The following is a 12,883-nucleotide window of genomic DNA, read 5'->3' as shown; positions in this document are numbered from 1 at the left end:
CCCGGCTGGGAACTTCCTGTGACACGGGTGGGAGCGTCAGTGCGCTCTCAGCGTCTCCGCGACCTGCGCCGTCCGGGACACGAGCCGGCTCGGCTCGGGGCCGGCACCGAGGATCTCGCGGCTCGACGACGCGAGCACCTGGCCACGGGCCGCACCGAAGGTCGTGGCGAGCGACTCGATCGTGCCGCCCTGGGCACCGAAGCCCGGGGCGAGCACCGGCGTCGCGGCACTCACGAGGTCGAGCCCGAGGTCGTGCACGGCACTGCCGACCGTGGCGCCGATGACGAGTCCGATGCTGCCCAGCTCGCCGCGGCCTCGCGCCGCGGTGTTGTCACCCGCAGCGCCCTCGACGACGGACGCAGCGACGGACCGGCCGTCGCGCACCGCGTGCTGGACGGTCGCGCCTTCGGGGTTCGACGTCAGTGCGAGGACGAAGAGCCCGCGCCCCGTCTGCTCGGCGAGGTCGATCGCGGGCCGGAGCGACTCGTAGCCGAGGTACGGGCTCACGGTGAGCGCGTCCGGAGGGGCGACGGCGTCCGGGCCCAGGTAGGCCTCGGCGTAGGCACCCATGGTCGAGCCGATGTCGCCGCGCTTCGCGTCGAGGATCGTCAGCGTCCCGGCCTCGCTCAGGTCGGTCAGCACGCGCTCGAGCACGGCCAGGCCCCGACTGCCGAAGACCTCGAAGAAGGCGGACTGCGGCTTGACTGCGGCGACCCGGCCGGCGAACGCCTCGACGCAGGTCAGGGCGAAGCGCTCGAGGCCGGCGACGTCGTAGGACAGGCCCCACGACTCGACGAGCGCTCGATGGGGGTCGATGCCCACACAGAGCGGGCCGTAGGTCGCCATGGCGTCGTGGAGGCGGGCTCCGAAGGCTTGGGTCATCGTTCGGTCTCCGTTCACGGGTCGGGTGGCTCAGCGGCCGTGGGCCACGGCGACGGCGTCGGTGAAGCGCTCGAAGCCCTTGGCGTCGAGCAGCTCGCAGAGCTCGCGCAGGACACGGACCGGCGCCGACGGGTCGTTGAAGACGGCGGTGCCGACCTGGATCGCGCTCGCGCCGGCGGCGACGAGCTCGAGGGCGTCACGGCCGGTACGCACGCCCCCGACGCCGATGATCGGCACGGTGGGGATGCGGCCCTCGAACATCGCCTGACGCACCTGCCAGATGGCCCGCACCGCGACCGGTCGGATGCCGGGTCCCGACAGGCCGCCGGTGACCCCGCCGAGCTGCGGACGCATCCGGTCGGTGTCGATGACCATGCCGAGCAGGGTGTTGATCATCGTCAGGCCGTCGGCGCCGGCCTTGACGCAGGCGGCCGCGATGGCGGTGATGTCGGTGACGTCCGGGCTCAGCTTGGCGAACACCGGGATGTCGCGCGGGAGCTGCTCGCGCACGAGGGCGATGACCTTGGCCGAGGCGAGCGGGTCGCAGGCGAAGACGAGGCCGCGGTTGGCGACGTTGGGACACGAGATGTTCACCTCGACGCCGATGACGGCGTCGAAGGCCCGGCTCGCGCGCAGCGTGGCCGCGACGTGGGCGTACTCGGTGCTCGAGCTGCCGGCGATCGAGGGCAGCACGCGCGCGCCGACGGACTGGAGCCACGGCAGGTCCTCGTCGACGAACGCCTCGATGCCCGGGCCCTGCAGGCCGATCGAGTTGAGCATCCCCGATGGCGTCTCGGCCATGCGGGGGGTGCCACGGCCGGACCGCGGGTCGGCCATGACGGACTTGGTGACGAACGCGCCGAGGTCGGCGATGTCGAAGAAGCGATGCAGCTCCCTGCCGTTGGCCGCGCAGCCCGAGGCGGTCATGAGCGGGTTGGGCAGCCGGTGGCCGCCCCCGAGGTCGACGGAGAGGTCCACCATCAGTGGCCACCCACCTTCGGGGCGCCGACGGCATCGTCGGGGACGCGGGCATGGCCTCCGTCGAAGGCGTCCCAGCGGACGCGGTCGCCGCGGAAGACGGGCCCCTCGACGCACGAGCGCACCATCCGGGTGCGGCCGTCGGAGCCGACGACCGGCATGACGCACGTCATGCAGACGCCGACACCACAGGCCATGGACTCCTCGACGGCGACCTGTGCGACGGCGTCGTGCGCCTGGGCGACCCGGGTGATCGACTCGAGCATCCCCATCGGGCCGCAGCCGTAGACGACACCCGCCTTCGTGCGCTCGATGATCTCGGGCAGCGGGTCGCTGACCCAGCCCCGCTGACCGGCCGAGCCGTCGTCGGTCGTCACCGTGACGCCGTCGCAGCTGCGGCGGGCCTCGACGACGCCGAAGAGACGGTCCTCGCTCGCAGCACCCAGGACCATCTCGACGTGGCAGCCGCGCTCGCGCAGCTCGGCCGCGAGCCAGAAGAGCGGTGCGCTGCCGTAGCCGCCGCCGACGAGGACGCAGGCCACGGGGTCGGTCGGCAGCGGGAACGCCTTGCCGATCGGGCCGACGACGTCGATCGTGTCGTGCGGCGCGCGGTCGACGATCCACCGGGTGCCGGTGCCGACGGCCGAGACGACGATCTCGACCGTGCCGCCGTAGGTGCCGCTCGGGCTGACCTTGTGGATCGAGAAGGACCGGCGCAACAGGGTGCCGGACGTCTCGCCGCCGACGGCGAGCGCGACGAACTGACCCGGGCGGGCCAGCTCGGCGACGCCGGGGGCGACGAGGGTGAGGTGCTGGTACGCGCCGACCCGCCGGGTCGCGATGACCTCCGCGACCTCCTGCGTCACCCGGGCGCGCAGCTGGCGCTCGCTCATGCGGTCGCTCCAGCCGTCGCCGTCGCCGTGGCCGATGCCGGCGCGGTGGACGGCGCCGCTGCCGTGCCGCGACCGTAGAGGTCGAGGTCGCGCGCGTGGTCCTGCAGCGACTTGACGCGGATCTCCTCCGTGAGCCCCGCCTCGATGCCGAGCACGGCGGCGGCGAGCGTCGCGATGGTCGTGATGATCGGCTTGTCGGCGCTCGTCGTGGCCGCGCGGATCGCGTAGCCGTCGGCACGGGCGTCCTGGCCCGACGGCGTGTTGACGACCATCTGCACGGTGCCCTCGCGGATGAGGTCGACGATCGACTTCTCCCCCGGGGCGTCACCGTCGCGCTCGGTGATCTTGCGGACCAGCGTCGCGGGGATGCCGTTGCGCTTGAGCACCGCGGCCGTGCCACTCGTCGCGAGGATGGTGAAGCCGAGGTCGACGAGGCGCTTGACCGGGAAGAGCATGGCGCGCTTGTCCCGGTTGGCCACCGACACGAAGATCGCCCCGGAGCGCGGCAGCGCCGACCCACCGCCCTGCTGGGCCTTGGAGAAGGCCGAGCCGAAGTCGACGTCGATGCCCATGACCTCGCCCGTCGAGCGCATCTCCGGGCCGAGGAGCGAGTCGACCGCGACGCCCTCCTTGGTGCGGAAGCGCTTGAAGGGCAGCACCGCCTCCTTGCACGAGACGGGAGCGTGGTCGGGCATCCGTCCGCCGTCGCCGGTCGGGGGCAGCATGCCCTCCTCGCGCAGCTCCTTGATCGTGGCGCCGAGCATGACCCGGGCCGCGGCGCTCGCGATGGGCACGCCCGTCGCCTTGGCGACGAACGGCACCGTGCGCGACGCGCGGGGGTTGGCCTCGATGACGTAGAGGATGTCCTGGGCCAGCGCGAACTGGACGTTCATGAGGCCGCGGACGCCGATGCCCTCGGCGAGCTTGCGCGTCGCGACGCGCACGCGCTCGAGCTCACCGTCGCCGAGCGTGGCGGGCGGCAGCGTGCACGAGCTGTCGCCCGAGTGGATCCCGGCCTCCTCGACGTGCTCCATGATGCCGCCGAGGTACATGTCCTCGCCGTCGAAGAGCGCGTCCACGTCGATCTCGATCGCGTCGTCGAGGAAGCGGTCGATGAGGATCGGGTGGTCGGGCGAGGCCTCGGTCGCCTTCTCGACGTAGGTCACGAGGGAGTCGTCGTCGTAGACGATGACCATGCCGCGACCGCCGAGCACGTAGGACGGGCGCACGAGCACCGGGTAGCCGATCTCGCGCGCGACGACGAGGGCCTCGTCCGAGCTGTAGGCCGTGCCGTGCTTCGGGGCGATGAGGCCCGCCCGGGCCAGCACCTGGCCGAAGGCACCACGGTCCTCGGCGAGGTGGATCGCGCTCGGCGACGTGCCGACGATGGGCACCCCCTCGTCCTCGAGCGCCTGCGCGAGTCCGAGCGGCGTCTGACCGCCGAGCTGCACGATGACGCCTGCGATCGGCCCGGCCTGGCTCTCGGCGTGGATGACCTCGAGGACGTCCTCGAGCGTCAGCGGCTCGAAGTAGAGACGGCTGCTCGTGTCGTAGTCGGTCGAGACCGTCTCGGGGTTGCAGTTGACCATGACCGTGTCGAATCCCTTGTCGCGCAAGGAGAACGACGCGTGCACGCAGGAGTAGTCGAACTCGACACCCTGCCCGATGCGGTTCGGTCCCGAGCCGAGGATGATGACGGCCGGACGCTCGCGCTGCGCGACCTCGGTCTCCTCGTCGTACGAGCTGTAGTGATAGGGCGTCGTCGCGGCGAACTCGGCCGCGCACGTGTCGACGGTCTTGTAGACCGGGCGCACCCCGAGGGCGTGGCGCACGCCGCGGACCACGGCCTCCGGCATACGCCGGACCGAGGCCACCTGGGCGTCGCTGAAACCGTGGCGCTTGACGAGGCGGAGCAGCTCCGGCGTCAGCTGGGGGGCGTCGGCGAGCATCGTCGCGACGTCGTTGATCAGCGCGATCTGGTCGAGGAACCACGGGTCGATGCCGGTGGCGTCGTGGACCTCCTCGACGCTGCACCCGCCGCGCAGCGCCTGCTGCACGAGCACGATGCGGCCGTCGGTCGGGATCCTGGCCTCCTCGAGCGCTCGCTCGGCGGCGGCCTTGGTGATCTCGCCGTCCCAGTGGAAGCTCGCGCCCTTCTTCTCGAGCGAGCGCAGGGCCTTCTGCAGCGCCTCGGTGAAGTTGCGCCCGATCGCCATCGCCTCGCCGACCGACTTCATCGTCGTCGTCAGCGTCGGGTCGGCCGCCGGGAACTTCTCGAAGGCGAAGCGCGGCACCTTGACGACGACGTAGTCGAGCGACGGCTCGAAGCTCGCCGGGGTCTCGCGGGTGATGTCGTTGGGCACCTCGTCGAGCGTGTAGCCGATGGCCATCTTCGCCGCGATCTTGGCGATCGGGAAGCCGGTCGCCTTGGAGGCCAGCGCGCTCGACCGCGAGACGCGCGGGTTCATCTCGATGACGATGATGCGTCCGTCGTCGGGGTTGACGGCGAACTGGATGTTGCAGCCGCCGGTGTCGACGCCGACCTCACGGATGACGGCGATGCCGATGTCGCGCAGCCGCTGGTACTCGCGGTCGGTGAGCGTCAGGGCCGGCGCGACGGTGATCGAGTCACCCGTGTGCACGCCCATGGGGTCGAGGTTCTCGATGGAGCAGACGACGACGACGTTGTCGGCGTGGTCACGCATGACCTCGAGCTCGTACTCCTTCCAGCCGAGGATCGACTCCTCGAGGAGCACCTCGGTCGTGGGGCTGTACTGGAGCCCGGCACCGCCGAGGAGGCGCAGGTCGGCCTCGTCGTAGGCGAAGCCCGACCCGAGGCCGCCCATCGTGAACGACGGGCGCACGACTACCGGGTAGCCGAGCTCGTCCGCGGCCGCGAGCAGCTCGTCCATCGAGTGGCAGATGAGGGACTTGGCCGACTCGGCACCACACCGCTCGACGACGCCCTTGAACTTCTCGCGGTCCTCGCCGAGCTGGATCGCCTCGACGTTGGCCCCGATGAGCGGGCAGCCGTACTTCTCGAGAACTCCGTTCTCGTGCAACGAGATCGCGCAGTTGAGCGCCGTCTGCCCGCCGAGGGTGGCGAGGACGGCGTCGGGGCGCTCCTTGGCGATGATCGCCTCGACGACCTCGGGCGTGATCGGCTCGACGTAGGTGGCGTCGGCGAACTCGGGGTCGGTCATGATCGTCGCCGGGTTGCTGTTGACGAGGATGACGCGGATGCCCTCCTCGCGCAGCACGCGGCAGGCCTGGGTGCCGGAGTAGTCGAACTCGCAGGCCTGGCCGATGACGATCGGACCCGACCCGATGACGAGCACGCTCTGGATGTCGCTTCTCTTTGGCATGTTATTTGCTCCCTCCGGTCGCGGGTCCGGCGCTTGGTGTCGTCACGCCTTCCCTCCTCGGCTGGCTCGCTTCGCTCGCTTCGCTCGTCAGTCCAGGCGCGACGCGCGCCGGACCGTGTTCCATGAGCTCCACGAAGCGGTCGAAGAGGTAGGCGGCGTCGTGCGGGCCGGCCGCGGCCTCGGGGTGGTACTGCACGGAGTACGCGGGACGGTCGAGACACTCGAGCCCCTCGACGACGTCGTCGTTGAGGCACACGTGCGAGACACGGACGCGGCCGTATGCCGTGTCGCTGTCCTCGTCGAGGGGTGCGTCCACGGCGAAGCCGTGGTTGTGAGCGGTCACCTCGACCTTGCCGGTCGTGCGGTCCATGACCGGCTGGTTGATGCCGCGGTGGCCGTACTTCAGCTTGTACGTGCCGAAGCCGAGGGCGCGACCGAGCAGCTGGTTGCCGAAGCAGATGCCGAAGAACGGGATGCCGCGGTCGAGCACCTCACGCAGCAGCGCGACCTCGCGCTCGGCGGTTGCAGGGTCTCCGGGACCGTTGGAGAAGAAGACGCCGTCGGGGCCGGACTCCCCCACCGCCAGGACGTCGTCGATCGTCGCGGTGGCCGGCAGCACGTGCACCTCGATGCCGCGCTGGGCCATGAGCGCCGGGGTCATCGCCTTGATGCCGAGGTCGACGGCCGCGACGGTGAACCTCTTGTCGCCGACGGCCGGGACGGCATACGGCTCGGAGGTGGTGACCTCGGCGGCGAGCGCGGCCCCGGCCATCTGCGGGCTCGTGCGAACCGCCTCGAGCAGCTCGGCCTCGGGGCGCTCGGCGGCGTCACCGCTGAAGATGCCGACCCGCATCGCCCCGCGCTCGCGCAGGTGGCGGGTCAGGGCGCGCGTGTCGATGTCGCAGATGCCGACGACGCCCTGGTCGACGAGCTCGTCCTCGAGGTCGCGCGTGGCGCGCCAGTTCGACGCCCGGATGGCGGGGTCGCGCACGACGTAACCGGCGACCCAGATGCGGCTGCTCTCGTCGTCCTCGGTGTTGACGCCCGTGTTGCCCACGTGCGGCGAGGTCATGACGATGACCTGCCGGTGGTAGCTCGGGTCGGTCAGCGTCTCCTGGTAGCCCGTCATGCCGGTGGAGAAGACGGCCTCGCCGACGGTCTGGCCCAGTGCACCGTAGGAAGACCCGTGGAAGGTGCGGCCGTCCTCGAGCACGAGGGTCGCCGCCACGCGGGTGCGTCTGGGCCACCCGTCACGGGTGGGCACGGTCAGGGGGGTCTGGGTGGTCACAGGTCTGCTCCCGAGGTCGTCGCGTTCGTCAGTTCTCGTCGGGTGCCCGCGCCGTTGCGGACGTCGTGGGTGACGCGCCCCGCGTGGACCGTCGCGAGGACGGCTCCGTGCAGGGTGCGCCCGTGCCACGGGTTGTTGCGCGAGCGGCTGCGGCTCGCGGCGGCGTCGACCGTGACCTCGCGGTCGGGGTCGACGAGGGTGATGTGGGCGGGGCTGCCGACGGCGAGCTCCCTTCCCTGGTGGGCGAGCCCGCCGATCCGTGCCGGCGCGGTCGACATGACCCGTGCCACGTCGGCCCAGTCGAGCAGGCCGGTTCGCACCATGACGTCGCTGACGACCGAGAGGGCCGTCTCGAGGCCGAGCATCCCGAAGGCCGCGTCGACGAAGGCGTGCTCCTTGTCGTGAAGAGCGTGGGGGGCGTGGTCGGTGGCGACCGCGTCGATGGTGCCGTCGGCCAGGGCCGCGCGCAGGGCCTCGACGTCCTCGGTCGGGCGCAGCGGCGGGTTGACCTTGTAGACGGGGTCGTAGCCGAGCAGGAGGTCGGTCGTCAGCACGAGGTGGTGGGGCGTGACCTCGGCGGTGACGTCGATGCCCTGCGCCTTCGCCCAGCGGATGACCTCGACGGTCCCGGCGGTCGAGACGTGCGCGACGTGGATGCGGGATCCGGTGTGTCGGGCCAGCATGACGTCACGCGCGACGATCGACTCCTCGGCGATGCCGGGCCAACCGGGCAGGCCGAGCCGACCGGAGACCTCGCCCTCGTGGCAGCAGGCCTCGCGGCCCGCGAGGCGCGGGTCCTGCGCGTGCTGGCTGACGACGCCGCCGAAGGGCTTGATGTACTCGAGTGCCCGGCGCATGATCCGCGCGTCGTGCACGCAGTGGCCGTCGTCGCTGAAGACACGCACCTTCGCCCGCGAGCGGGCCATGAGACCGAGCTCGGCGAGCTCGGCGCCCTCGAGGCCCTTGGTCACGGCGCCGACGGGGACCACCTCGGTGAGCCCGCACGCGCGCCCGAGGTCGAGCACGCGTTCGGCGGCCTCGGCGGTGTCGGTGACGGGGCTCGTGTTGGCCATGGCGAAGACGGCGGTGAAGCCGCCGGCGGCAGCGGCCGCCGAGCCGGTGGCGATCGTCTCGGCATCCTCGCGGCCCGGCTCGCGCAGGTGCACGTGCAGGTCGACGAGGCCGGGAAGTGCGACGAGGCCGTCGGCGTCGAGCACCTCGGCGTCCGAGGGCACCGAGACCGAGCCGACCTCGGTGATGACGCCGTCCTCGACGAGCAGGTCGGCCTGGTCGGCACCGAGCAGCCGGGCGCCGCGGATCACGAGGCGGGTCATCGGACGGCTCCTTCGGTGGCACTGGCGGGCATGGGCGCGGGCGTGTCCTCGCCGGCGAGCAGGTGGTAGAGCACGGCCATCCGGACCGCGACGCCGGCCGAGACCTGGTCGAGCACGACCGACTGCGGGGAGTCGGCCGCCTCGGGTGCGATCTCGAGGCCGCGGTTCATCGGGCCGGGGTGGAGCACGAGGACGTCGTCGTTGCGGGCGACGAGGCGCTCCAGCCGGTCGCGCGTCAGGCCGTAGCCGACGGTGTACTCGCGCGCCGTCGGGAAGTAGCCACCGCTCATCCGCTCGCGCTGGACGCGGAGCATCATGACGGCGTCGACGGGCCCGTGCTCGCCCTCACCGTCGAGGACGGGGTCGAGGTCCCAGCTCGTCGCGAAGCCGTCGGCCGCGCTCCACGCCCCGATGCCGCTCGGCATGAGCGTCGGCGGCGCGACGACCGTGACGCGGGCGCCGAGCGTCTTGAGCGTGATGACGTTGCTGCGGAAGACGCGGGAGTGGGTCAGGTCGCCGACGATGACGACGTGCTTGCCGTCGAGGTCACCGAGCCGGGTGCGCAGCGTGTACGCGTCGAGCAGGGCCTGCGTCGGGTGCTCGTGGGTGCCGTCGCCCGCGTTGATGACGCTGCAGCGCACCCACTGCGCGACCTGGTGGCAGGCACCGGACGCGTGGTGCCGGATGACGAGCGCGTCGACCGCCATGGCGGCGACGGTCATCGCCGTGTCGCGGAGGCTCTCGCCCTTGCTCGTCGAGGAGCCCTTGGCCGAGAGGTTGATGGTGTCGGCCGACATCCACTTGCCCGCGATCTCGAACGAGCTGCGGGTGCGGGTCGAGTCCTCGAAGAAGAAGTTGATGACCGTGCGCCCGCGCAGGGTCGGCACCTTCTTGACCTCGCGTCGCTGGAGGTCGTGCATCGAGGCCGCGGTCTCGAGGATGTCCTCGACCTCGGCGCGGCTGAGGTCGGCGGAGGAGATGAGGTGCTTGGTCATCGCGCGTCACCCCCGCTGATCCGCACGATGTCGAGGCCGTCGACCTCGGCGACCCGGACGTGCACCCGCTCGGCGCTCGAGGTCGGCAGGTTCTTGCCGACGTGGTCGGCGCGGATCGGCAGCTCGCGGTGGCCCCGGTCGACGAGCACGGCGAGGCGCACGGCGCGGGGTCGGCCGAGCTCGGAGAGCGCGTCGAGGGCGGCGCGGATGGTGCGCCCGGAGTAGAGGACGTCGTCGACGAGGACGACGACCTGGTCGTCGATGCCGCCGGCCGGGATGCGCGAACGATGAGCCGTGCGCACCGGGTTGCGGCGCAGGTCGTCGCGGTGGAGCGTGATGTCGAGCTCGCCGACGGGCACCGCGGTCCCCTCGACCTCCTCGATGCAGGCCGCCAGGCGGCGGGCGAGCGGGACCCCGCGCGAGGGGATGCCGAGGAGGACGAGCCCCTCGCTGCCCTTGTTGCGCTCGAGGATCTCGTGACCGATGCGCCGCAGCGCCCGGGAGATGTCTCCCTCGCTCATGACGTCGCGAGCGTCCTCAGGGATGCTCGAGCGGTCCGTCGATGACTGGTCAGGTGCGCTCAGGTCAGGGCAGGGCATCGCCGCTGGACCTCCTTCCCCGCCTCACAGGACGGTGGTTAAAGGATGTCTACGGCGCCGAGTGTAACGTCCGGCTCACGACGCCCCGACACCGCGCCACACCGTGAGAACGTCCCGAACGGTCGCAACGACGGGTCCGTCCGTGACCCGGACCCCGATCGTCCGCCACCGCGGCTAGCCTCCGAGGGTGTCGATCACCTGGGCCGGGGCCCTCTCCTGGCGGCTGCAGCAACAGCTCCTCGATCCCGTGGGCGGAGGGTCGGTCGCCGAGGTCGTGCGGCGGCTCGGGGCCGTCCCGGCCAAGGAGGAGCGGCTCGCCGAGCTCACCGTGCGGCTGCGGCGCGCTCGGTCACGCCCCCACGAGGTGGCCCGGGCGCTCGTCGACGGTCGCCTCGTCAAGGTGTACGCGTTCCGCGGGGGCACCCACTACCTCACCCCGGAGGACGGCGGCGCCTACCTCGCGCTGCGCGCGGCCGGCCGTCAGTGGGAGCGGAAGAGCTGGCAGGAGTACTACCGGCTCGGCCCGAAAGACTGGCCGGGGTTCCGCGCTGCCGTGCGCGAGGCCCTCGCCGACGGGCCGCTCACCGTCGCCGAGCTCGGCTCGGCCGTGACCCGGGGCTCCGCCTACCGCCACCTACGCCCCGTCTTCGACGAGGGAGCCGTCACCCTCAGCAAGGCACTGACGTGGCAGGGCGACATGGGGTTCGGGCCGCCACGCGACGGACGGGCGACGTTCCAGCGGCTCGAAGCCAACCCCCGGTGGGCGGGCGTGTGGGACCTCGCTGCGGCGGGCCCGCACGCCGTCCGCGCCTACCTCCACGCGTACGGCCCCGCGACGCCCGAGCACGTCCACTACTGGCTCGGCGACGGCCTCAGCGCCGGACGCCGGCGGATCGACGGCTGGCTGGCGGACCTGCGCGAGCACCTCGAGCCCGTCGAGGTCGCGGGCGGGACAGCGTACGTGCTCGCGGAGGACGCCGACAGCCTGCGCGCGGCCCAGCCGACGGACGCCGTGCGGCTGCTCCCCGGCCACGACCCGTGGGTCATGGGCGCAGGCACGAAGGACGCGCATGTCGTGCCCCCGGCGTTGCGCCCGGCGGTGACGCGGGGAGCCGACGTCGTCCTGCGCGGCGGGGTCGTGTGCGGCACGTGGTCGGTCGTCCGCGGAGAGCTGCGGGTCGCGTGGGCCGCCGGTCACGGATCGCCCCCGAGGACCTCGCTCGACGAGGAGGCCGTGCGGTTGGGCGAGGTCCTCGGGCGCTCGCTCGAGCCGGTCGTGACGACCGCCTGACCGACCCTGACCGACCCCGAGCGACCCCGACCGACGGGGCAGCGACGGCGAAGGGCACCCACCGGCCGCGGTGGGTGCCCTTCGATCGCAGGGGCGTGCGCCGCTGCGTCAGACGATGGTGGCCTTGACCTCGGCGATGCGCGCGAGCAGTCCGTTGACGAAGGCCGGCGACTCGTCCGTCGAGAGGTCGGTGGCGAGCGCCACGGCCTCGGAGATCGCCACGCCGTCGGGGATCTCGTCGTTCCAGAGGACCTCCCACGCGCCGAGGCGCAGGATCGTGCGGTCGACGGCAGGCATCCGGTCGAGGGTCCAGCCCTGGCTGTAGTCGGTCAGCGCGGCGTTGATGTCCTTCCAGCGCCCGACGACGCCGCGCACGAGGTCCGCGGTGTACGGATTGTTCGCGGCCCGCGACTCGCGGTCGCCGAGGCGCTCGTCGAGGAGCGTCTCGGCGTTGAGGCCGCGCTGGTCCGCCTCGAAGAGGATGTCGAGCGCCCGGGTACGGGCCTTGCTGCGTGCTGCCAAGGGAATTCGCGTCCGCTCAGTCGTTGACTCGGCCGAGGTACGACCCGTCGCGGGTGTCGACCTTGACGCGGGTGCCGGACTCGAGGAAGAGCGGCACGTTGATCTGGGCGCCGGTCTCGAGGGTGGCCGGCTTGGTGCCGCCGGTCGAGCGGTCGCCCTGCAGGCCCGGCTCGGTGTGCGTGATCTCGAGGACGACCGACGCGGGCAGCTCGACGTAGAGCGGCAGGCCCTCGTTGGTGGCGACGAGCGCGTTCTGGTTCTCGAGGAGGTAGTTGGCGGCGTCGCCGACGACGGTCTCCGACACGTTGAGCTGGTCGTAGGTGTCGGTGTCCATGAAGACGAAGTCGGTGCCGTCCTTGTAGAGGTACTGCATCGTCCGCTTGTCGACGTTGCTCGTCTCGACCTTGGTACCGGCGTTGAACGTCTTGTCGACGACCTTGCCCGAGAGGACGGCCTTGAGCTTGGTGCGCACGAACGCAGGGCCCTTGCCGGGCTTCACGTGCTGGAACTCGACGACGGACCAGAGCTGTCCCTCGATGTTGAGCACCATGCCGTTCTTCAGGTCGTTGGTCGAAGCCATCGTCACAAACCACTTTCGTATGCCGGCCGGTCGGGGCGCGCGCCTCTGGGCACGCCGGATCGCCGGGCGTTCACTGTCTTGGGGAGTTGCCGCACGAGTCTAGCCGGGACGCCACCCGATCGCGGAATCGCGCACACCCGTCGCCGTCCTCGCCGG

The 12,883-nt window shown here is 71.8% G+C and carries 11 protein-coding genes; 1 reads left to right on the top strand and 10 read right to left on the bottom strand.

Annotated elements, in window-relative coordinates; genetic code table 11:
• Positions 1-36: 36 nt before the first annotated feature.
• The 8 genes from pyrF to pyrR are packed head-to-tail and all read right to left on the bottom strand — an operon-like array spanning position 37 to position 10,334.
• Positions 37-882, bottom strand: a complete 846-nt coding sequence (gene pyrF, locus AC1DW8_RS17935; RefSeq protein WP_478095370.1) for an orotidine-5'-phosphate decarboxylase — start codon at positions 880-882, stop codon at positions 37-39.
• 30 nt (positions 883-912) lie between these two features.
• Positions 913-1,863: a dihydroorotate dehydrogenase gene (locus AC1DW8_RS17930; protein WP_478095369.1), complete on the bottom strand. Its 951-nt coding sequence runs from the start codon at positions 1,861-1,863 to the stop codon at positions 913-915.
• Positions 1,863-2,753 carry a dihydroorotate dehydrogenase electron transfer subunit gene (locus AC1DW8_RS17925; protein WP_478095368.1) on the bottom strand — a complete coding sequence of 297 codons (891 nt, stop codon included), beginning with the start codon at positions 2,751-2,753 and terminating at the stop codon, positions 1,863-1,865. The genes AC1DW8_RS17930 and AC1DW8_RS17925 overlap by 1 nt, the downstream gene beginning before the upstream one ends.
• On the bottom strand, positions 2,750-6,118 hold the full coding sequence (gene carB / locus AC1DW8_RS17920; protein WP_478095367.1) for a carbamoyl-phosphate synthase large subunit: 3,369 nt from the start codon (positions 6,116-6,118) through the stop codon (positions 2,750-2,752). The genes AC1DW8_RS17925 and carB overlap by 4 nt, the downstream gene beginning before the upstream one ends.
• Before the next feature lies 1 nt (position 6,119).
• A complete protein-coding gene (carA, locus tag AC1DW8_RS17915; protein WP_200961802.1) occupies positions 6,120-7,382 on the bottom strand; it encodes a glutamine-hydrolyzing carbamoyl-phosphate synthase small subunit in 1,263 nt (420 codons plus the stop codon).
• A 20-nt stretch (positions 7,383-7,402) separates the two neighbouring features.
• Positions 7,403-8,740: a dihydroorotase gene (locus AC1DW8_RS17910; RefSeq protein WP_056826932.1), complete on the bottom strand. Its 1,338-nt coding sequence runs from the start codon at positions 8,738-8,740 to the stop codon at positions 7,403-7,405.
• The gene (locus AC1DW8_RS17905; protein WP_478095366.1) at positions 8,737-9,735 is read right to left on the bottom strand and encodes an aspartate carbamoyltransferase catalytic subunit; all 999 of its coding nucleotides are present in this window, start codon (positions 9,733-9,735) and stop codon (positions 8,737-8,739) included. The genes AC1DW8_RS17910 and AC1DW8_RS17905 overlap by 4 nt, the downstream gene beginning before the upstream one ends.
• Positions 9,732-10,334 (bottom strand): bifunctional pyr operon transcriptional regulator/uracil phosphoribosyltransferase PyrR, encoded by a 603-nt coding sequence (pyrR, locus tag AC1DW8_RS17900; RefSeq protein ID WP_056776468.1) that lies wholly within the window; start codon positions 10,332-10,334, stop codon positions 9,732-9,734. Before pyrR ends, AC1DW8_RS17905 begins: the two co-directional genes overlap by 4 nt.
• 187 nt (positions 10,335-10,521) lie before the next feature.
• Here pyrR and AC1DW8_RS17895 point away from each other — a divergent pair, with 187 nt between their 5' ends.
• Positions 10,522-11,625 carry a DNA glycosylase AlkZ-like family protein gene (locus tag AC1DW8_RS17895; RefSeq protein WP_478095365.1) on the top strand — a complete coding sequence of 368 codons (1,104 nt, stop codon included), beginning with the start codon at positions 10,522-10,524 and terminating at the stop codon, positions 11,623-11,625.
• Positions 11,626-11,733: 108 nt separating this feature from the next.
• On the opposite strand, the gene nusB is transcribed toward AC1DW8_RS17895, so the two are convergent.
• A complete protein-coding gene (gene nusB / locus AC1DW8_RS17890) occupies positions 11,734-12,147 on the bottom strand; it encodes a transcription antitermination factor NusB (RefSeq protein ID WP_478095364.1) in 414 nt (137 codons plus the stop codon).
• Between the two features lie 16 nt (positions 12,148-12,163).
• The gene (gene efp / locus AC1DW8_RS17885; RefSeq protein WP_020143980.1) at positions 12,164-12,727 is read right to left on the bottom strand and encodes an elongation factor P; all 564 of its coding nucleotides are present in this window, start codon (positions 12,725-12,727) and stop codon (positions 12,164-12,166) included.
• Between the last annotated feature and the right edge of the window lie 156 nt (positions 12,728-12,883).

The sequence above is a fragment of the Terrabacter sp. P2_E3 genome (assembly GCF_056403915.1).
The sequence above is the reverse complement of the archived record's forward strand: the minus strand, read 5'-3'. Positions and strand labels throughout refer to the sequence as shown.

Bases quoted from the DNA above. Each gene is read 5' to 3' on its own strand.
- AC1DW8_RS17905 (WP_478095366.1), bottom strand. From the start codon at position 9,735: ATGACCAAGCACCTCATCTCCTCCGCCGACCTCAGCCGCGCCGAGGTC.
- AC1DW8_RS17930 (WP_478095369.1), bottom strand. From the start codon at position 1,863: ATGGTGGACCTCTCCGTCGACCTCGGGGGCGGCCACCGGCTGCCCAAC.
- pyrF (WP_478095370.1), bottom strand. From the start codon at position 882: ATGACCCAAGCCTTCGGAGCCCGCCTCCACGACGCCATGGCGACCTAC.
- AC1DW8_RS17925 (WP_478095368.1), bottom strand. From the start codon at position 2,753: ATGAGCGAGCGCCAGCTGCGCGCCCGGGTGACGCAGGAGGTCGCGGAG.
- AC1DW8_RS17910 (WP_056826932.1), bottom strand. From the start codon at position 8,740: ATGACCCGCCTCGTGATCCGCGGCGCCCGGCTGCTCGGTGCCGACCAG.
- pyrR (WP_056776468.1), bottom strand. From the start codon at position 10,334: ATGCCCTGCCCTGACCTGAGCGCACCTGACCAGTCATCGACGGACCGC.
- efp (WP_020143980.1), bottom strand. From the start codon at position 12,727: ATGGCTTCGACCAACGACCTGAAGAACGGCATGGTGCTCAACATCGAG.
- carB (WP_478095367.1), bottom strand. From the start codon at position 6,118: ATGCCAAAGAGAAGCGACATCCAGAGCGTGCTCGTCATCGGGTCGGGT.